The organism is Glutamicibacter sp. NPDC127525, assembly GCF_042672105.1.
In the GTDB taxonomy this organism is placed as follows: domain Bacteria; phylum Actinomycetota; class Actinomycetes; order Actinomycetales; family Micrococcaceae; genus Glutamicibacter.
In genome coordinates this window covers 107,249-125,017 of the sequence record NZ_JBHXVN010000004.1, presented here as the reverse complement: position 1 = coordinate 125,017, position 17,769 = coordinate 107,249, and the positions used below count along the sequence as shown (strand labels likewise).

General features: G+C 61.4%; 20 protein-coding genes. 13 read left to right on the top strand and 7 right to left on the bottom strand.

Going from position 1 to position 17,769, the window contains the following annotated elements:
* Positions 1–47 precede the first annotated feature (47 nt).
* Together ACFVHU_RS10910 and ACFVHU_RS10905 are read right to left on the bottom strand one after the other, a co-directional pair.
* Positions 48–878, bottom strand: a complete 831-nt coding sequence (locus tag ACFVHU_RS10910; RefSeq protein ID WP_388024377.1) for a MoaF C-terminal domain-containing protein — start codon at positions 876–878, stop codon at positions 48–50.
* 36 nt (positions 879–914) lie between these two features.
* Positions 915–2,363, bottom strand: coding sequence for an APC family permease (locus ACFVHU_RS10905; protein WP_388024375.1), 1,449 nt, complete (start codon positions 2,361–2,363; stop codon positions 915–917).
* Positions 2,364–2,562: 199 nt separating this feature from the next.
* Here ACFVHU_RS10905 and ACFVHU_RS10900 point away from each other — a divergent pair, with 199 nt between their 5' ends.
* The gene (locus ACFVHU_RS10900; protein WP_388024373.1) at positions 2,563–3,153 is read left to right on the top strand and encodes a TetR/AcrR family transcriptional regulator; all 591 of its coding nucleotides are present in this window, start codon (positions 2,563–2,565) and stop codon (positions 3,151–3,153) included.
* Between the two features lie 418 nt (positions 3,154–3,571).
* On the opposite strand, the gene ACFVHU_RS10895 is transcribed toward ACFVHU_RS10900, so the two are convergent.
* Both ACFVHU_RS10895 and ACFVHU_RS10890 read right to left on the bottom strand, forming a co-directional pair.
* Positions 3,572–3,715 carry a transposase domain-containing protein gene (locus tag ACFVHU_RS10895; RefSeq protein ID WP_388024649.1) on the bottom strand — a complete coding sequence of 48 codons (144 nt, stop codon included), beginning with the start codon at positions 3,713–3,715 and terminating at the stop codon, positions 3,572–3,574.
* A 118-nt stretch (positions 3,716–3,833) separates the two neighbouring features.
* Positions 3,834–4,799 carry a helix-turn-helix transcriptional regulator gene (locus tag ACFVHU_RS10890; protein ID WP_388024372.1) on the bottom strand — a complete coding sequence of 322 codons (966 nt, stop codon included), beginning with the start codon at positions 4,797–4,799 and terminating at the stop codon, positions 3,834–3,836.
* A gap of 104 nt (positions 4,800–4,903) precedes the next feature.
* Between ACFVHU_RS10890 and ACFVHU_RS10885 the strand changes: the two genes are divergently transcribed.
* The 3 genes from ACFVHU_RS10885 to ACFVHU_RS10875 are packed head-to-tail and all read left to right on the top strand — an operon-like array spanning position 4,904 to position 6,660.
* Positions 4,904–5,449: a DinB family protein gene (locus ACFVHU_RS10885; RefSeq protein ID WP_166650882.1), complete on the top strand. Its 546-nt coding sequence runs from the start codon at positions 4,904–4,906 to the stop codon at positions 5,447–5,449.
* A 57-nt stretch (positions 5,450–5,506) separates the two neighbouring features.
* Positions 5,507–6,103 carry a transcriptional regulator gene (locus ACFVHU_RS10880; protein WP_388024370.1) on the top strand — a complete coding sequence of 199 codons (597 nt, stop codon included), beginning with the start codon at positions 5,507–5,509 and terminating at the stop codon, positions 6,101–6,103.
* Positions 6,100–6,660 carry a DUF6036 family nucleotidyltransferase gene (locus tag ACFVHU_RS10875; RefSeq protein WP_388024369.1) on the top strand — a complete coding sequence of 187 codons (561 nt, stop codon included), beginning with the start codon at positions 6,100–6,102 and terminating at the stop codon, positions 6,658–6,660. Before ACFVHU_RS10880 ends, ACFVHU_RS10875 begins: the two co-directional genes overlap by 4 nt.
* Here ACFVHU_RS10875 and moaA read toward each other — a convergent pair.
* Positions 6,657–7,697, bottom strand: coding sequence for a GTP 3',8-cyclase MoaA (moaA, locus tag ACFVHU_RS10870; protein ID WP_388024367.1), 1,041 nt, complete (start codon positions 7,695–7,697; stop codon positions 6,657–6,659). The two genes, ACFVHU_RS10875 and moaA, sit on opposite strands and share 4 nt — an antisense overlap.
* A gap of 137 nt (positions 7,698–7,834) precedes the next feature.
* On the opposite strand from moaA, the gene modA reads away from it, so the two are divergent.
* From modA to ACFVHU_RS10845, 5 genes are read left to right on the top strand one after another with little or no spacing between them, the layout of a single operon-like run.
* Positions 7,835–8,614 carry a molybdate ABC transporter substrate-binding protein gene (gene modA, locus ACFVHU_RS10865; protein ID WP_388024366.1) on the top strand — a complete coding sequence of 260 codons (780 nt, stop codon included), beginning with the start codon at positions 7,835–7,837 and terminating at the stop codon, positions 8,612–8,614.
* Positions 8,607–9,413, top strand: a complete 807-nt coding sequence (locus tag ACFVHU_RS10860) for an ABC transporter permease (protein WP_332499125.1) — start codon at positions 8,607–8,609, stop codon at positions 9,411–9,413. Before modA ends, ACFVHU_RS10860 begins: the two co-directional genes overlap by 8 nt.
* On the top strand, positions 9,410–10,162 hold the full coding sequence (locus ACFVHU_RS10855) for an ATP-binding cassette domain-containing protein (protein WP_332489267.1): 753 nt from the start codon (positions 9,410–9,412) through the stop codon (positions 10,160–10,162). The genes ACFVHU_RS10860 and ACFVHU_RS10855 overlap by 4 nt, the downstream gene beginning before the upstream one ends.
* Complete coding sequence (glp, locus tag ACFVHU_RS10850) at positions 10,159–11,406, top strand: gephyrin-like molybdotransferase Glp (RefSeq protein ID WP_388024365.1); 1,248 nt, start codon at positions 10,159–10,161, stop codon at positions 11,404–11,406. Before ACFVHU_RS10855 ends, glp begins: the two co-directional genes overlap by 4 nt.
* On the top strand, positions 11,403–12,281 hold the full coding sequence (locus tag ACFVHU_RS10845; RefSeq protein WP_388024364.1) for an NTP transferase domain-containing protein: 879 nt from the start codon (positions 11,403–11,405) through the stop codon (positions 12,279–12,281). Before glp ends, ACFVHU_RS10845 begins: the two co-directional genes overlap by 4 nt.
* Before the next feature lie 285 nt (positions 12,282–12,566).
* Here the strand turns inward: ACFVHU_RS10845 and ACFVHU_RS10840 are convergent, their stop codons facing one another.
* Positions 12,567–13,511, bottom strand: coding sequence for a LysR family transcriptional regulator (locus ACFVHU_RS10840; RefSeq protein ID WP_388024363.1), 945 nt, complete (start codon positions 13,509–13,511; stop codon positions 12,567–12,569).
* A gap of 71 nt (positions 13,512–13,582) precedes the next feature.
* Here ACFVHU_RS10840 and ACFVHU_RS10835 point away from each other — a divergent pair, with 71 nt between their 5' ends.
* The 4 genes from ACFVHU_RS10835 (at position 13,583) to ACFVHU_RS10820 (ending at position 16,740) form a co-directional block, all read left to right on the top strand.
* Positions 13,583–14,533, top strand: coding sequence for a DMT family transporter (locus tag ACFVHU_RS10835; RefSeq protein WP_388024362.1), 951 nt, complete (start codon positions 13,583–13,585; stop codon positions 14,531–14,533).
* A 337-nt stretch (positions 14,534–14,870) separates the two neighbouring features.
* Positions 14,871–15,458 (top strand): DinB family protein, encoded by a 588-nt coding sequence (locus ACFVHU_RS10830; protein ID WP_388024361.1) that lies wholly within the window; start codon positions 14,871–14,873, stop codon positions 15,456–15,458.
* A 283-nt stretch (positions 15,459–15,741) separates the two neighbouring features.
* A complete protein-coding gene (locus tag ACFVHU_RS10825; RefSeq protein WP_332503186.1) occupies positions 15,742–16,194 on the top strand; it encodes an NUDIX domain-containing protein in 453 nt (150 codons plus the stop codon).
* A 36-nt stretch (positions 16,195–16,230) separates the two neighbouring features.
* On the top strand, positions 16,231–16,740 hold the full coding sequence (locus ACFVHU_RS10820) for a hypothetical protein (RefSeq protein ID WP_332727684.1): 510 nt from the start codon (positions 16,231–16,233) through the stop codon (positions 16,738–16,740).
* Positions 16,741–16,835: 95 nt separating this feature from the next.
* Here ACFVHU_RS10820 and ACFVHU_RS10815 read toward each other — a convergent pair whose 3' ends face one another.
* Complete coding sequence (locus tag ACFVHU_RS10815; protein ID WP_388024358.1) at positions 16,836–17,666, bottom strand: CPBP family intramembrane glutamic endopeptidase; 831 nt, start codon at positions 17,664–17,666, stop codon at positions 16,836–16,838.
* Positions 17,667–17,769: the final 103 nt, after the last annotated feature.

Below are 17,769 nucleotides of genomic sequence, written 5' to 3'. Positions count from 1 at the left end.
GGAGCAGGGAATTTGTCGTTTCTCGAGCAGCAGGAAGGACCTTGTTCTTATTCGGAGGGGTACTGCGTGTCATTCAGCACGGTGAACTTGCTGTCGAAGGGCAGATGCATCGGTGCAAGTGTTGGTCCATCCCAGCAGAACATGCGACCGATGGATCGCTCGTTGGCGAGATCGATGACGACGAACGATTCGACGGGCATGACTGTTTCGCTCCAGTAGAGCAGGACGACGCCGTCGGCCAGTTCGAAGACCCGGATGGGATCGACATCGCCTAGTCCACGTTCTGCGCCTTGGATGCAGTGCCAGACAAAGGTGCCGGAGCTGAGGTAGATGTGCTCATACTGCTCGGTGGGGCTGTAGCGGTAGAAGATGCGCTTGCCGATAAGCTCTTCGCTCTCGGAGCGGGGCTCGATCTCGCCGGTGCCGAAGATTCGCCCGGACAGGAATTCGGTGTTCATGCGGACATCGCCGTTGCGGTTCACGAACGAGGAATCTGCGACTGTGACGCGGCCGTCGGCGCGGTTAATGATCATGGTGACGTCGCGGGTTGCGGTGCCTTCGCCCTTGAGGAAATCCACATAGAAGATTTCCTCCCGAACTTCCACGGCCCGGTACGGGTGGGTGCCGGTCGCGCCCGCGTTGTCGCCCCCGGTAATGGTCCAAGTCACGAGGCCCTGGGCAAATGCGTGGGTGATCGTCCAGCCGTTGTCGAAAGTGATCACGATCGAGGTTTCGTCGAGTTTATGGCTGGCAGGCAACGACGGGTCGCCGAAGCCGGCAAGCATGGCCGTCACTGCCGGCCATTCATCTTGCGGCACGTAGCCGTTGGTCTCGGTGCCGGTGGTGGCGCTGGGGTTCACAGCTGGGTTGGTGTTCATGATTACCTGTTTCTTTCGGTGGTTGGTGGTTTGGTATTAGACGCCGACGGAGTCGTAGTTGATGGCCGGCTTTCGCGCCGCGATGGCAAGGCCTGCGGCGAACGCTGCCGGGATGAGAAGCAGGAGCCACTTCGCGACGCCTCCGGCGCCTCCAAGGAGGACGTCGTAGTTGGAGATCGTTAGGTACCCGATCAGGATGAAGGCGATGCAGGACAGTACGGGGGCTATGGTCGTGACCCACCGGTTGTCCCGGGTCTTCTGGCGGGCGAAGAACACGATGATGGCGATGGAGGTGAGGACCAGGATCGTGATGAATCCAGCGGTGCCCAGTGCAACGAGCCAGGCGAAGACGGTGGTGATGGGGTCGGCTCCGAAGGCAAGGAATACCGTGACCACCAGGAAGATCCCGATGCCGTTAACGAGGGCGGCTAGGGCTGGAGTGCCTCTGCCGCTGGTGGTGGCCAGTTGGGCTGGGAGGGTTCCGGAGCGGCCCAGTGCGAAAAGGTACCTGGAAAACATGTTGGACAGTCCCAGCAGCATGGCGATGAAGCTGGTGACGACCATGACCTGCATTGCGGTGCTCAGCCACTGTCCGGCGTTCACCGCGGCGAGGTCGAAGACGAGGCCTGCCGGGTTATTGGTCGCCTCGGACTGGATGCTGTCGGTGCCGATGGCCCCGCTGATCGCCCAGGTGGAGATCGCGTAGAAGATCCCGACGAACGCGATGACGAGGCAGAGCGCGCGTGGGATGGTCTTGCGCGGGTTGACGGCCTCTTCGGAGAAGACGACTGTTGCCTCGAAGCTGGTGAAACAGGTAAAGGCGAACAGGAGCGAGATACCCAGTCCGGGACCAAAGACGTTTTGGGCGGTGAACCCCTCGAAGGTGAAGATGCCAAACCCCTGGTGCACGATCAGTGACACCACGAGGGCCGTGACCACCAGGATCTCGCCGACGATCAGCACACCCAGAACCTTGAGGCTTGCACCCACGCCCCTCATGGTGAGGAGGGTGGTCAACGCGAGAACGGCCACGATCAACACGTAGACGGGTACTTCAACCCCGGTCAGCCTGGCGACGAGCTCCTGTGCGAATACGCCGAATTGGGACCAGAGGCCGGATTGCAGGGCCGCGTAGGTGACAAGGGCGATGCCTGCCGCTCCGGTAGCCCATCTTGATCCCAGGCCTTTGGCGATATACGCGACGAAGCCAGCAGCGCTGGTGATTTCCCGGCTCATTCGCAGGTATCCCACCGAGAAGAGGCCGATCAGCAACGCAGCGATGGCATAGATAACAGGTGTTCCGGCGCCGCTGGCTGAGAAAATCACGGGACTCGCACCGACCACGGCCGCGATTGGCGCGGCGGCAGCAATCACGAAGAACGCAACGGCAAGCACTCCGAGTCGGTTGGACCGCAGTCCCTCGTCGGTCCCGGGGCTTTGCTGGCCGGTGAGGGGCGGGGCCGGTTGTTCTGATGGCTGATTCATGCTCGATATCTTTCGATAATGCCCCGCCCTCAAAAGAGGGCTAGCGCAGTGGTGGACTTTCGGGCAGTTCGCGTGACTGATCTTTTGTCGTGGTGTGGCTCACGATTCAAACTGTACATATGTACAGTTTGGACGTCAAGGAGTTTTCCTTGGGTTTTCACAACGAGGAATCCGCAGTGCTGGCGCATAGACTCGTTCCATGAGCAATGAAACGGAACGCCCTTCGTATGGGGAGGGGCGCGAGGCGCTTATGTCGGCCGTCATGCGGATAGTCGCAGCAAAAGGACTCCGCGGCGTCACTTACCGGGCGGTCGCGGGGGAAGCTGGCGTGAACCACAACTTGATTTCCCACCATTTCGGGTCAATTGCAACGCTGCTGACAGCCACCATGGAATGGGCAATTCAGCGCTCCATAGAAAATACCGAGCTGGCCCTCTTTGCGGACCTCAATGAACACTATGCCGATGCCCTGATCGCTTCGGTCACGGCCGAGCCCGAAGTGCACATGTTCCAGTTTGAAATGTTGCTGGAAGCCAGGCGTAGGCCTGAGCTGCAAGAGACCTCGCGCCGGTTGTACGCGAATTACGTGTCGTCGGTGCATGCAGCCCTGCAAAGCCGCGGTATCGAAGCCGGCGAAGACCTGTGCAAAGCCATCTTCGCCTCCCTAGACGGACTTATGCTCCAATTTCTTACCATGGGCGATCCCGCCGGGATCAGATCTGCCGTAGTCCAATTGGGGCAACTGATGGCGACTTCCATGGATCGTTCCCCCGAACACCACAAGTCGTGAACTGCCTTCGGAGCTCGCGGCAGATTTCTCAGTGGTCGTTCCAAATTCCACCTTGTCGGTTCTCGGCGCACCGGGGCATGCCCTTCACCAATTGAAGGCGTTATCCTGTTGCCAGAATTTGGCTGCCGGTGCCGCATTCCCCTCAAGCCCAGGATCCTTGCCTGGGGTAATTCGCCTTTGGAACTGGCATTCGCCACGATCGCCCAGAGGCCTGCCAGTTGGCGGGCGCGTCGGCACTATCCGTGGCGGTCCGGTCCGCGCTGGCCAAGGAGCCGAACGGTTTGCGACCTGGTTGAACAACTCAATCATCAATTCAGATCCAAACCGGATGCGGGCCTTGAAAATCGCCGCTTTGGCAGGCAGCATCCATTAGCTGGTCCGGTGCAGCCCACCGGGCAGGCTGTGCATGATCTCTTTCCTAGGAGGCCGAGACACGCAAGGACGGCGCCGTCACCGAGTACGCCGTCATCCACGAGGGGAGCCGGCGCAAGCGTTGCTTGCCAGTGACTACCTGGGTGATCACTTCGCCAACTAGCGGGGAGGGGGAAACTTTCGCTATCACACCTGGTGAAACGTGGTCCGAGAGCCGTTCTGGTCTTTCGATTTCACCTATCAGTGGCGGGCGATGAGAAAAGATCGACACGTCAGAGTGCTAAGTAATGGGCACTGGGGAGAGCCAGTTAATCGCCTTTGCCTATCGGAGGGTGGAACAAGTTCAACGACCATGAGTCGAGCAGTTTCCGCAGTTCCTTCGGATACACCTCGCTGACCTTGGCCTCACTCATCGCAAGGCCGAACGCCGCCCAGCGCAGATCCATATTCTCGGTGCGCACGAGGCAACTGTTCTCATCGATTTGCTGGATCTGGAACCAGCGGCCAATGAGAGGCTCCAGCTTTTCGGCGCTGGCTTGAATCCGGGCGCTCACTTCTGGTTGCCCGCTGCCGCGCAATCCTGCGCGCACAAAGGCCGCTGCGTCGCCACCTGGCACTTCACGCGGCGCAAACCGCAATGCCCTGGGCGAGGGGTTCAGTGCGCGATCCACCCGGAAACTGCGCCAATCATCGCGGTCCAGATCAAAGGCCACGAGATAGTAGCGGTTGCCCACATTCACTAATTGGACCGGTTCTACCCGGCGCGAGGTTTCTGCTGACTTGGCATCCTTGTAGTCGAAGGCGATTCGTTCATGATCACGGCACGCCTGGGCCAATGCCACCAGTACCGCTGGATCCACCGGATCTGTTGCGGAGGACTGGGAATTGAGTGGGACAGTGCTCGCGGTCAGCGCTTGCGCCCGCTTCCTCAATCTGGCTGGCAGTACGGGCACAACTTTTCCCATGGCCCGCAACGCGGCCTCGGCCAGCGCGGAAGATCCGCTGTGCACGGTGGATTGCAATGAGACTACCAATGCCACAGCTTCCTCATCGTCGAGCACCAGGGGAGGCAACGCGGTGCCGGAGGCTAACTGATAACCACCTTCCACACCGCGATCGGCCTGCACTGGGTAGCCCAAGTCACGCAACCGGTCGATGTCCCGGCGAACGGTGCGCAGGCTGACGTCAAGGCGTTCTGCGAGCTCGTCTCCGGACCAATAGCGATGGGTCTGCAGTAGCGAGAGTAAGCGCAAGAATCTGGTACTGGTACTCATACGATAAGTCTGCCTTGATTTAGGACAAAAACTGGCACTTTTCACTTCTATTCTGGTTACTACCAGCTGGAAATACCGGCTGCAGCTTATGCCAGGAGGCAATCATGAGCACCATGGCCATCACCAACACCAAGCTCACCGGAGAACGCGCCGACCTGTTCCAGACCCTGGCCAACGCGAGGCATTTTTTGCGTTTTACGGTCCAAGGCTTGAGCGATGAGCAGGCGGAGCAGCGAACCACCGTGAGCGAGCTGACCCTCGGCGGGTTGATCAAACATGTCAGCGCAGTCGAAAAACAGTGGCAGGAATTCATGGTCAAAGGCCGGGCAGCCATGGCGTGGGACGGTGCGGATTTCAGCCAGATGCCACCCGAAGCGATCGAAGCATTCCATAACGAATTCCATATGCAGCCAGGAGATACTCTCGACGCGGTGCTGGAAAACTACGCTTTGATTGCCGACCGCACCGATGCGCTGCTGGCTGAGCTGGATCTGGACACCGTGCACGAGTTGCCTTCGGCCCCATGGTTTGTCGATATCCACTGGTCGGTGCGCCGCACCTTGCTGCACATCATCGCCGAGACCACCCAGCATTCAGGGCATGCGGACATCATCCGCGAATCCCTGGATGGGCAGAAGACCATGGGATAACAACAGGCGGCAATCAAACTTCTAGACAAAGTCACCGTACGGTGACATCATTTGAATATGAAAACCCCATCGTTCACTGTCGGAAGCCTGGCGGATAAGATCCGGACCCAACGTGGTTTCCTAGGGCTGACCCAAGCTGCCTTGGCAAATTCGGTAGGGGTTTCGCGTAAGTTCATCGTTGACTTGGAAGCAGGGAAAGAAACGGTGGCTCTGGGATTAGTGCTTAGGGTTCTGAAGAGACTTGGGTTTGAGGAGCCTAGGCTACGCATTATTAATGACAGGGGCGCTGAAATAGCTGAGGACTTCCGACAGACCCTGGAAGCCAAAAATTTCGAGTTCGCACTGCGTCTCATCAGTGAATATTCGACTGAATCTCTTGAAGCCGGGCGTCCACTCTTGGCACAGTCGCCTGAATTGGAGGACTCGCAATACCAAGTGGCTCTGGCGGCCATAACTAAGTGGATTGCGGGCCAGACCAATACGCCAGTCCCGCAGTGGACCTCGGACATTGTGCGACCAACGGAACCCGTGTTCCTCTCGGAAAAGTTGTATCCGGTAGGGGAGAAGATGAAGGAGCTAATTCGCGCTGAGACGCCTCCAGCACTTCAAGAACTGAATGTGTGGATTCGACAACGGAGCTTGGGAACAGCATGAGTAGAACGGGCTTGGGAAGAAACAGAGTCGTTGACCTGCTCGCAGAACTCGAACGGCGCCTGAACGAACAGGGACTCAACGTGAGAATTAGAGTCGTCGGGGGCTCGGCTATGCTTCTTCACGGCCTGATTGATCGTGCTACGGAAGATATCGATGCTTACTACTCGCATCGGACAGAAGTCGAAAAAATCATAGAGGCGATGGCGGCCGAACACGGTTTGCCTAAAAAGTGGTTGAACTCTAGTGCAGCCGCTTTCATCCCCGACAATGCCTCTTGGGCTCCCGCGCCGGACTCTATTCTTTCCGCAGTCGAAGTTGCTGATTTGCCGACTTTGACCGCCATGAAGCTGGCGGCGGAGCGCGACAAAGACATTCTTGATTTAGGGCACCTGATCAACGCTTTAAGACTCAGCGACACCAGCGAATTACTTGAGCTCGCCTATGACAAGTATGGAGAAGACTCAATTCCGTTGTCTGGGAGTCGGCAAAATTATGAGATTGTCGCAGAAGAGGCCATAACCGTCGCACGGCGTCTAAGAAGCAACAAGAACCCCTAGCCCCCGATGTAGGACATTTCGATGCGCTTGCGGTTGCCCGGGGTCAGCGCCGCACGCAGCTCGGAATAATTGTCATCGCGCTTGCGCCAATGCCCGGTCAGCGCCTTGGCAAGATCCTCGTCGCTGATCCCGTCGCGCATCAGCTGGCGCAGGTCATAGCCCGAGCCGGCAAACAGGCAGGTGTAGAGCTGGCCTTCGGCCGAGACCCGGGCGCGCGAGCAGTTGCCGCAGAAGGCGTTGGTGACGCTGGAGATCACACCGATCTCTCCGGCGCCGTCCTTGTAGCGCCAGCGGTTGGCCGTTTCACCCGGTTCGGTTTTAGTCACCGGTTCCAGCGCCCAGCGCTTATTGACCATGGCCACGACCTCGGAGGAGGGCAGCACCTCATCCAGCTTCCAGCCGTTGGTGGTGCCCACATCCATGTATTCGATGAAGCGCAGGATCGCCCCAGTGCCGCGGAAGTGCTCGGCCAGCGACAGGATCTCCGAGTCATTGACCCCGCGCTTGACCACGGTATTGATCTTCACCGGGCCCAGGCCCACTTCACGGGCCACGTCGATGGCGTGCAGTACCCGGGAGACCGGGAAGTCCACGTCGTTGATGGCCTTGAACTTCTCGTCATCCAAGGAATCCAAGGAGATGGTCACGCGGTTCAGCCCGGCTTCCTTCAACGCAGGTGCGAACACCGGCAGCGCCGACCCGTTGGTGGTCATTGCCAGATCCACCGGCTGGCCCTCGGGGGTGCGCAGCTTGGCGAGCATGCCCACCAGGTCCACGATGCCACGGCGCAGCAGCGGCTCGCCGCCGGTCAACCGCAGCTTGGTGACCCCCAGCGAAACGCTGACGCGGGCCAGCCGCTCGATCTCCTCGAAGCTGAGCAGCTCGGAGCGCTCGCGGAAAACGAAGTCGCGGCCGAAGATCTCCTTGGGCATGCAGTAGACGCAGCGGAAATTGCAGCGGTCTGTCACCGAAATCCGCAGGTCATGCAGGGGCCGTCCACGGGCATCGCCCAGGGTGCCGGCCGCTTGTGCTTTCATACACTCCACAGTAGCCCCCGGCACCGTTGCGTGGAAGACGGTTAACCTGAAAGTAACAAATCAAGTACGCAAAATGGATCGGCCCCGGTTGGCTCGACGGTAGCATTGGCACCAGCCCCCGATTTCAAGGAGATCCCATGCAGCACCGCCCGTTTCCACGGTTCCGAGCCCTTGCCGGGCTCGCGGCGGCCGTGCTGGCTTTGGCGGGCTGTTCGGCCAGCGGCTCTTCCGATCAGGCCGCGTCCGAACCCATCACCATCTCCGCGGCAGCCTCCTTGCAGAGCGCCTTCGAACAGATCTCCGAGGAGTTCACCGCAGAACATCCGGAGGTGCAGATTGCCAGCATCTCCTATGACGGCTCTTCGACCCTGGCCACGCAGATCCTTGAAGGCGCACACGTGGATGTCTTCGCCTCGGCCGATGAACGCAACATGCTGGAGGTGACCGAAGCCGGGTTCGGCCACGAGCCGGTGATCTTCGCCAGCAACACCATGGTGATCGCGGTACCGCAGGAGAACCCGGCGGATATCGATTCGCTGGAAGACCTTGCCGCGGCCACCACGGTGCTGTGCGCGCAGCAGGTGCCGTGCGGCTCGGCCTCACGCCAGCTGCTCCAGGCCCAGGGCGTCGAAGTGGTCCCGGCCAGCGAGGAGCAGAATGTCACTGCGGTGCTGCAGAAGGTGGCCGCCGGCGAAGCGGATGCCGGACTGGTCTACGCCACCGATGTGCTGGGTGACGAAAACGTCGCCGCGATCGTTCTGGAAGGAGCCGACGAGGTCGTGAACACCTATCCGATCGCCACGCTGGGCCAGAACCCCGGCGCGCAGGCGTTCGTGGACTTCGTGATCAGCGAGCGCGGCCAGGAAATCCTGGCAGAGCATGGTTTCGGCACCGGGGCTGCGCAGGCCAATGGCTAGCGATACCGGGGTACGGGTTCCAGGCTTCGCCATTGCCCCGGCCTTGCTGGGCGTGGGATTGCTGGTGCTGCCGCTGCTGGCGCTTCTCACCCGTGCCAGCTGGTCCACGCTGGTGGCCGATGCCACCAGCCCCCAAGCCCTCTCGGCGCTCTGGCTGAGCTTGCGCACCGGGGTGGCTGCCACCGCCCTGTGCGTGTTGCTCGGCGTGCCGCTGGCGGTGCTGATGGCCCGCAGTTCGGCCCGGGTTGCCCAGCTGTTGCGGGCCTTGATCGCCGTGCCGCTGGTGCTGCCGCCCATGGTCGGCGGCGTGGCCCTGCTCTTCCTCTTCGGGCGCACCAGCCCCATCGGCCAGTTCATCGATTCCCTGTGGGGGATTACCCTGCCCTTTTCCACCGCCGCGGTGGTCATTGCCCAGAGCTTCGTGGCCCTGCCCTTCCTGGTGCTCTCCGTGGAAGGATCGCTGCGGGCCGCCGGCGCCGGGTACGAACAAGCCGCCGCCACCCTGGGCGCCGGGCGCTGGATGGTGCTCACCCGCATCACCTTGCCGCTGGCCGCCCCCGGACTGGTGGCCGGCGTGATCCTGTGCTTCGCGCGGGCCATCGGCGAATTCGGGGCCACCGCGCTATTCGCCGGCAACGCGCCGGGGGTTACCCAGACCATGCCGCTGGCCATCTACACCGCGTTCAACGGGGCTGGAACTGGACGCGACTCGGCAGTAGCCCTATCGATCCTGCTCCTGGCCACCGCGGTAGTGGTGCTGCTGCTGGTGCGGGCCTGGCGTCCGGGGGCCTTGAAATGACATTGAAGGTTGCGCTGCGCGTGCCGCGCACCGGATTCGACGTGGCCGTTGAATTCGAAGTGCCTGCCGGCAGCACGCTGGCGATGATGGGCCCTAGCGGCTCGGGCAAGTCCACCATTGTGCATGCGATTGCCGGGATCCAGAAGATTGCCGAGGGGCGCATCGAGCTTTCCGGTTCCCTGCTGGCCGACGCGAAGCAGCACCGCCCGCCGCACCTGCGCGAGGTGGGCCTGCTGGGCCAAGACCCGCACCTGTTCCCGCACCTGGATGCGCTGAAGAATATCGCCTTTGGCGCCCGGGCCGGGGGACTGGACAAGGCTGCCGCCAAGGCCGTGGCCGCCGAATGGATCGGGCGGCTGGGACTGGAAGAAATCGCCACCCACCGGCCCGAGGCCCTCTCCGGCGGGCAGCGCCAACGCATTGCGCTGGCCCGGGCCTTGGCCGCCCAGCCCAAGATCCTGCTGATCGACGAGCCCTTCGCCTCGCTGGATGTCGAAGCCGCCATGGACATGCGCGCATTGGTGCGCGAAGAGCTGGAACGCACCGCCACCAGCGCCATCGTCGTCTCGCATTCAGCCGCCGACACCCTGGCGCTCGCCGATGACCTGCTGGTGCTGGAACGGGGAAGCATCATTGCGCAGGGAACCGTCGAGCAGGTCTTCGCCGATCCGGCCAACCGTTTTGTGCGCGCGGTGGTGGCTACCTTGCCAGCGCAGCACCCCAGGAGCATCCAGGGAGAGCAGCCATGAGCACCGTCAATGAACCCGTGGAACTTGAAGTGCACCGCGCGCGGCTGCTGTCGCAGGTCGTGCCGTTGGCCCCGCAGCAGATCGAGGTGGCTGGCGGTTTCGCCCTCCTGCACGGCGCGGTGCTGGCCGAGGATGCCACCTCCACGTACCCGTTGCCGCTGTGGGACAACTCGGCCATGGACGGCTATGCGGTGCGCTCCGAGGATACCGCTGAGGTGTCAATTGCCCTGGAAGTCGTCGGCGAAGTGCCCGCGGGCAGCGGCTGGGACCCGAAGCTGGAACCGGGCCAGTGCGTGAAGATCATGACCGGTGCTCCGATCCCGACGGATGCCGATGCCGTGGTGCGCATCGAGGACACTTCAGCCGCTGCAGATGGCTGGGATGCCGCCACCGTGCAGATCCATGGGCCGGTGCCAGCAGGCAAGGACATCCGCCGCAGCGGCGAGGACAAGGCCGCCGGTGACCTGGTGGCCTATGCCGGCGAGCAGCTCACCGCGGCCCGTCTTTCCGCCTTGGCGGCAGCCGGTGCCAGCAAGCTGTCGGTGCGCACACAGCCCAAGGTGGCCGTGCTGGTCACCGGGGCGGAATTGCTTGCGCCCGGTGAAAGGCTCTCGCGCGGGCAAATCCCGGAAACCAATTCGCTGCTCATGGCAGGGCTCCTGGCTGAATCCGGCATCCAGGCAGCTACCGTGGTGCACTGCGTGGATGACACTCAAGCGGTCCGCGAACAGCTGGACGTGCTCGGCTCCACGCATGATGCCATCCTGAGCACTGGGGGAGTAGGTCCCGGCGCCTACGATGTGATGCGCCAGGTGCTGGAAGCCGAACCGGCAGTGCAGGCGGCCCGGGTGAAGATCCGCCCCGGCCAGCCGCAATGCGCGGGCCGTTTGGAGGCCGGTGCGATGGTCTTCGCCTTGCCCGGCAACCCGGTCAGCGCAGCAGTCAGCTTCGAGCTGTTCGTGCGCCCGTGCCTGCGGGCCATGCAAGGCCACCGCGAGGTGCTGCGCCCGACTTTGCGCGCCATCGCCGCGGTGGGATGGAAAGCCGCGGCCGGACGCATGCAGGTCATCCCGGTAGTCTTCGAGCCTGGGGAGCAACTGCGGTGCGCCCCGGCGGTTCACGCCAGCAGCATTTCCCACTCGGTGGGCGGGTTCGGCGCTGCCCAGGGCTACGCGCTGGTCCCGGCTGGCGTCAACCAGATCCACCCCGGCGATGAAGTCGAGGTACTGGGGATGATCCCATGAGCACGCGGCAGCTCGCCAACTTCAATGCCCTGGTGCTCGCCGGCGGCAGGGGCTCTCGGCTGGGCGGCGAAGGCAAAGCCGAAATAGAGCTGCACGGCCAGCGCCTGGTTGACCGCGTGGTCGCCGCGGCCCGCACAACCGGCGCACTACGCGTCGTTGTGGTCGGCCCGGATTCCGCTGGTGCCAAGGCCGATTCGGTCATCCGGGAGGATCCGCCATTTGCTGGCCCCTTGGCGGGCATTGCTGCCGGGCTTGCTGAACTTGCTGGCAGCGAAAACAGCAAATGGACCATGGTTCTGGCCTGCGACCTGCAACGGCCGATCGCCGTGGCCACCGCGTTGATCAATGGCTTCGGACAACGCGCAGCTGACGGCCTGTTGCTGGTTGACGCTGAAGGCCATGCCCAGTGGCTGGCAGGAATCTATCGCACCTCGGCACTGGGTTCGGTCTGCGAAGAGTTGGGCGAGAACCTGGTCAATGCCCCGGTGCGCCGAGCCTTGAATCAGCTGCAGTTGGCTAGGGTGCCGGTGGATGATGAAACCAGCAGCGACATTGATACCCCGCAGGCGTTGGAAAGCGCCCGCCAGAATGAAAGGAAAGCCATGGCACAGCATTTGCCACCCGAAGCACTGAATGATTGGCTGGAAGCAGCCGCCAAGGAATTGGGCTTGGACTCCGGCGAAGTGGATATCGCTACCGTGCTTGATGTTGCCAAGCATGTAGCTCACGAGGTGGCCCGACCAGCAGCACCCCTGAGTACCTTCCTGCTCGGCCTGGCCATGGGCAGCGGCAAGGGAGACTTGCCTGGCTTGTCCGAGCAACTGGTCTCGCGTGCCCACCGCTGGGCTGATGAGCATCCTGAAGGAACAACGTAAGCCATGAATCCTTTGAGACCGCAGTGCAATACCAGTGAAATGGTGCGCAAGGTTGGAGCGAATTGAAGAGTGGCCCTTTTCGATTTGTTGCCGGACTGACCGCTAATTACAGATCCTGGGAGTGCTTCGGGGAGTGCGCCTTTTCGCCGAGCCCTGACTTAGGCAGGGAATCAAGGAAGCTTCGATAATTTGAATACCCGGGATTCAGTAATCGCCCGATTCCTGGTCGCGATTTTCTCGCAGGACGAGCAGACGACCAGAATGCGCCATTTGCTTGCAGCAACGCTAGTGGCCTTTCGGCAACGCTTCTTCCGCGTGGCGGCGGGTCCGGTCGGCAATCTTGATGATCCGGTCAATCACGGTGCGTGTGCTCACCCGAGTCCGTGCTTCGAGCCTGGTCAAGATGTCGATATGGCGGCCGAGGGAGAGGTCTGCCAGGGGACGCAGCACTACGTGCTCGCGGAAATATGGGGTCAGCCCCGTATATCGAGGCAGCAACCCAAGCATGCGGGTTTCGGCGATGATCGCCGCCACCAGGTTGAACTCATTGACGCGATGCGCGATCTGAATCGGGTTTCCGGCACTGGCAAACATCGCTTGGACCAGCAACGGTTCCAGTGCGAATCCCTCGTGTGCTGCGACCCAGGTTTCGCCCACCAAATCGGCCAAGCGCACCGTTTCCTGGTGCGCTAACGGGTGTTCCCGGTGGAGTGCCACGTCGATCGGCTCTTGCAGGACGGGCGTGACGTGCACCCTGTTGCCCGGCCATGCAGCTGAGGCCAGCGGGCGGTGGGCGATGACCAGATCATAGTTCCCGACCAGATCGACGAACCCGTTGATAGACACGTCTTCGTCCCGGCAATGCACCATGGGGCCGTCTGGATCACTCAGGCTGCTGGCGATGAGCGGCGGAAACCAGGCCAGTCCGGCACTGTGGAAAGCGGTGACCGAAACGGGCTCTTGACGGGCCAGCAGGTATTCGGAGACGGAATTCTCTGCGCGTGCGAGAGACTCCAATACTTCTCCGCCGGCGTCGGCCAACCGCTCCCCGGCGGGGGTGAGCACCAGCACGCGGCCGCGCGGCTCGGTCAGGGCAACTGGCATCCCGCGTTGGAGCGCGGCAAGCTGCTGGGATACGGCAGACGGCGAAAGGTGCAGAGCCTGGGCTACTGCAGTTACTGAGCCCCGGTCCCTGAGCTCGCGCAGGGTTCGCAGGTGATGCACTTCCATGAAGCTTAGCTTACGGGATCGTGAAGACACTGGCCGTTGTTCTGCATGGTTTGCCTTCCTAAAGTGAAAGCATGCCAGAAAATCCTCGTGTAGCCCATCGCTTTCTTCCCGATATAATCCTGATGATCATCGCAATAATGTGGGGTGGCAGCTACCTGGCAACCCAAGATCTCGCGATGGCCTCGTCTGCTGCCGCGGTGATGTGCGCACGTTTCCTGCCCGCAGCGGCAATCTTGCTCTGCGTGAATCTCGCCCGCTCCAACATGCGGCTCCGGGACTCGACTTTGCCCGGAGTCCTGCTCGGGACCATGCGAGCGGCGACTATCGCTTTGGAAACCATTGGTGTCACGCTCACAAGTGCCACCAATGCCGGACTTATCATTGCCCTTTCCATTCTCTTCACACCGTTGCTCGAATCCGCACTCACGAGAAGACGGCTTTCCCCATCTCTGGTCTCCAGCGTTATTCTTGCACTACTCGGGATTACGCTGCTCGTGGGTGGGCAGGGATTCTCCGGGGCCAATCTGGGCGATGGCTTGATGCTCCTTGCGGCGGTAACCCGGGCCCTGCTCGGAGTTGCCGAGGCACGGTTTACCATTGGCAGGAACGCTGATGTGCTGGGACTAACCACGGTCGAGATAGTGTTCGGAGCTGCGATATTCGCCGCGTGGGGTGGCAATTCGTTGCTGGAGCATCTTCCGGGTTTCAGCATCGAAAATTGGCTCACCATCGCCTATCTGTGCCTGGGCTGCACCATCTTCGCTTTTCTCGGGCAGCTGTGGGCCACTAAGCACACCTCGGCGTCACGTGCGGGCATGCTTCTTGGCACAGAACCAGGATGGGCACTGCTGGCAGGAGTGCTCCTGGCCTCAGATCCGATAGGCGCACTCGGATATGCGGGCGCCGCTGTACTCCTGGGGGCCACGTGGTGGGGTGCGCGTGCTGAACAACGCTGGCGCGGAAGCGGCCCAACGGCCAAGGAAGGCTTGGCACCGGTGATTGGGCCAGCTGACGGCAACTGACCCGGCAAGGCGATATCCATCCTGTCCCGGGAGCTGCGAATGCTGCACATACGGGATGTACTCCTATTCGTATTCTGCGTTTGCGCGTGCAACCTGTAGCCGCCGTTACGGGGGAAACCACGGCTCTCCTTGGACCTGCACCCGAGGCCGGACTGAATAATGGCGTAATGTCCCCACCTTTCGATCTTGCAAGTAGCCGGATTTCCCTGAAACCGTCCTGCGAACGTCACCTTGATGCTCGGGCTTGTTACCTAGGCGTCAGAGCGAGCGGTCACTGCTGTGCACCGTCCTGCAGCGGCCTATTTTCCTGTTTCCATCGCGGCATTAGACTCGGCTCATGCCAATTGATAAAAGTGACCGCGGCGCGCTGCTGCGCGAATATCTCAACGATGCCCGCGAAGCCATCTTGTGGAAATGCGAAGGCCTGAGCGATGCCCAAGCGCGAACGCCCATGACCTCGACAGGTACCCACGCCATGGGGCTGCTGCTCCACCTGGCCGTCACCGAATCCGGGTATTTCATCGAATGCCTGGGCCGCGAAATTCAGAATCCGATTATCCGGAGCATCTTCGATTCCGATGACGCGCAAGCAGACTTCCTCCCGCCACCGGGGATGACTCTGAATGATGCAGTCATGTTCTACAAGGAAGCGATTGCCGCAGCCGATGGAGTGCTTGACGAGCTGGAGCTGGGTTCACCGGCTGTAGTGCCATGGTGGGGAAAGCATCGGCACACCACGGTGGAACGGCTCCTGGTGCATATGATCGCAGAGTCGCACCGGCATGCCGGGCACTTGGATATCGTCCGGGAGCAGCTGGACGGTTTCGTCGGTCTACGGCCATCGGCACCTAACTTGCCAGAGCTCACTGCCGACCAGTGGGAAGAACAACGCTTGCAGATGAAAAAGCTAGCCGAGAACGCCTAGTTCTTCCGGCGTGTTGATTCTGTCGTCCGGCAGGCTTGCGGCGGAGATCCCCGAACCAGAACCCTGCTGGACATTTTGAAATAAGGGACCTGTGACTCCCCGGCACTTCAGTTCGTCGATTGAGCGGCTGCAATGGTGGGGAACCACGTGCAGCTCAAACCCAACATCGACCTAGCGCTAGCGGCAATGCCCGATGCCGAATGCATGGCTCCTGGCGCGAAACCGATGAGGAACGGACTGTGCTCCCGGCCAGGCCAGCCGCTGCTGTTGGTATTATCAAGCAATGCCGAGCGTGATAGAAAAAGCAGTTTGCTACGTCGTCCAAGACGATCACCTGCTGGTCTTCACGCATTTGCAGCACCCTATGCATGTCACCGGAGTCCAAGTGCCGGCTGGAACCCTCCAGCCGGGTGAAACCCCCGGTCGAGCGGCCGTACGTGAGCTCTTCGAGGAGACTGGAATAGAAGGCTTCGTTACACGAGACCTTGGAACGATGGCCTATGACTTACGGCCCATGAGAGACGAAATTGCTAACCGGCACTTCTTCGAACTCAGTGTTCCCCGGCAAGATCTTTCACGGCGTTGGATAGCCGGTGAACAAGATCCCTCGCATGGCGGCACACCCGAGTCCTGGGAATGCTGGTGGCTACCACTGGCACAGGCGCACGTCCTGGCAGCCGGGCTCGGTGCCATGCTCGGGAAACTCAGCGACGAGTCGAACCCTGTCCTCAGCTGAGCAGGAACGCCGCATCGTCATCGGTATGATCTATCCATGAACAGTTCCATGGACGAATCCGAGTCCCGCACGGTCCGAATGTTTCCGGACCATGCGGATACAGTTTTATGGTTTCCAGACCCGGTTCCCTATGACGCGGCAGGGCTGTCGCCCGAACTGGCAGCCGATCTTGCCGGATGGGAAGAGCTCTTCTATGAAGGCCTGGACCGTGACTACGAATGGAACTCAGCGGAGCTCGGTCGCGAGTTCTATGCCCAAGGATTACTGCTGGCACAGCGTGTAGCCGATGAACTCGGCAACAAGTTCATCATCGATTTGAGCGCTCAAGACGATGACTGCCCTGCGCGCAGCTTCCAGGCGAGCGGTACAGCTCAGAATCCGCAGGCTGCCGAAGCTTTCGAGGCTTTTGTCGTGGAAAACAACCAGTTCCAAGCGGACGTTGCCGAAGCCCGGGAAAGGGCTCTGCGTGGGGAGCATCCTGGTTGGTACGCCTATGCGCCGCTGTCGCAAACGGTGTTTGATCCGCAAAATCCCGAGCGCAAGTAGCCCTCAGGCTGTCCCGAGCCAGCTTGAGCTGTACGGGTGGATTCTCGGCTGCAGCCCGAATGCGTGACGCGCATTGGGGTGCAGGCCGGGAATCTTCAGACGGTTGCGGCACGGCGACGGGCGACTGCGAAGAACACGAGGGTTGCCACCGAGCAGACCACGATTGCCACGATGCTGGCTTCGGGTCCAAAGGCTCCTCCGGACAGCCAGTCCGGTCCGCTGATCACTGCGGTGACCAGCGAATCGCGCGCCTCGGATCCCGAGGTGACCGAGCCGAAAAGGCCGGTGGTCGCGAAGTTCCAGCCGAAGTGCACGCCGATCGCCAGCCAAAGCGATCCGGTGGCAAGGTAGGCGGCGCCGAGCATGATTCCAGCTTCGATCATGATGGCGAAGGCACCCCACAGCGACGCGTCCGGATTCACCAGGTGGACGAGCCCGAAGAGGATTGACGAGACGCTCAGCGCCACCGTGGTACCCCAACGGCCACGCAGCAGGCGGAAGACCACGCCGCGGAAGAACACTTCCTCCGACACCGCAACCGCGCACATCATTCCGGCGACGGCCAGCATTCCGGAAACGGAGCCCCAGCCGGTGATCGTGTACGCGCCGAAGAGGGCAAGGAGGCCCACTGTGGCCCCGGACATCAGCACCCCGAGCCCCGTTCCGACCAGCACATGGCGGACGGCGTTGCGCCTCGGGAATTCTTCTGCCTTGAGGCGTTCGACTCGTTGTCCCGCAATGCTGAACAGGCCGATCATTGCCACGGCCAGGATGGGTCCGATGATCAAGGCTGCCACCGGATTGCGCGGCCACGCGGCCAGGGCATTGGCCATCAGCATTGCGATGGCCATTCCAGTGACCATCAGGGTTGTGGAGATCCAGGTTTTATGCCTGAGGGAGGGCGATTTCTGCGTAGCTTCTGTCATTCTTGCTCCTTGTTCGCTACCCGATAGTGGGTGTGAACAAGACGCTACGGCGTTGGGGCGCGGGGCAAATCACCCGCGGGCAGGCACTTGGGATCCCCCGTTC

Coding starts and splice junctions, on each gene's coding strand:
- ACFVHU_RS10910 (WP_388024377.1), bottom strand. CDS start 878: ATGAACACCAACCCAGCTGTGAACCCCAGCGCCACCACCGGCACCGAG.
- ACFVHU_RS10905 (WP_388024375.1), bottom strand. CDS start 2,363: ATGAATCAGCCATCAGAACAACCGGCCCCGCCCCTCACCGGCCAGCAA.
- ACFVHU_RS10900 (WP_388024373.1), top strand. CDS start 2,563: ATGAGCAATGAAACGGAACGCCCTTCGTATGGGGAGGGGCGCGAGGCG.
- ACFVHU_RS10890 (WP_388024372.1), bottom strand. CDS start 4,799: ATGAGTACCAGTACCAGATTCTTGCGCTTACTCTCGCTACTGCAGACC.
- ACFVHU_RS10885 (WP_166650882.1), top strand. CDS start 4,904: ATGAGCACCATGGCCATCACCAACACCAAGCTCACCGGAGAACGCGCC.
- ACFVHU_RS10880 (WP_388024370.1), top strand. CDS start 5,507: ATGAAAACCCCATCGTTCACTGTCGGAAGCCTGGCGGATAAGATCCGG.
- ACFVHU_RS10875 (WP_388024369.1), top strand. CDS start 6,100: ATGAGTAGAACGGGCTTGGGAAGAAACAGAGTCGTTGACCTGCTCGCA.
- moaA (WP_388024367.1), bottom strand. CDS start 7,697: ATGAAAGCACAAGCGGCCGGCACCCTGGGCGATGCCCGTGGACGGCCC.
- modA (WP_388024366.1), top strand. CDS start 7,835: ATGCAGCACCGCCCGTTTCCACGGTTCCGAGCCCTTGCCGGGCTCGCG.
- ACFVHU_RS10860 (WP_332499125.1), top strand. CDS start 8,607: ATGGCTAGCGATACCGGGGTACGGGTTCCAGGCTTCGCCATTGCCCCG.
- ACFVHU_RS10855 (WP_332489267.1), top strand. CDS start 9,410: ATGACATTGAAGGTTGCGCTGCGCGTGCCGCGCACCGGATTCGACGTG.
- glp (WP_388024365.1), top strand. CDS start 10,159: ATGAGCACCGTCAATGAACCCGTGGAACTTGAAGTGCACCGCGCGCGG.
- ACFVHU_RS10845 (WP_388024364.1), top strand. CDS start 11,403: ATGAGCACGCGGCAGCTCGCCAACTTCAATGCCCTGGTGCTCGCCGGC.
- ACFVHU_RS10840 (WP_388024363.1), bottom strand. CDS start 13,511: ATGGAAGTGCATCACCTGCGAACCCTGCGCGAGCTCAGGGACCGGGGC.
- ACFVHU_RS10835 (WP_388024362.1), top strand. CDS start 13,583: ATGCCAGAAAATCCTCGTGTAGCCCATCGCTTTCTTCCCGATATAATC.
- ACFVHU_RS10830 (WP_388024361.1), top strand. CDS start 14,871: ATGCCAATTGATAAAAGTGACCGCGGCGCGCTGCTGCGCGAATATCTC.
- ACFVHU_RS10825 (WP_332503186.1), top strand. CDS start 15,742: ATGCCGAGCGTGATAGAAAAAGCAGTTTGCTACGTCGTCCAAGACGAT.
- ACFVHU_RS10820 (WP_332727684.1), top strand. CDS start 16,231: ATGAACAGTTCCATGGACGAATCCGAGTCCCGCACGGTCCGAATGTTT.
- ACFVHU_RS10815 (WP_388024358.1), bottom strand. CDS start 17,666: ATGACAGAAGCTACGCAGAAATCGCCCTCCCTCAGGCATAAAACCTGG.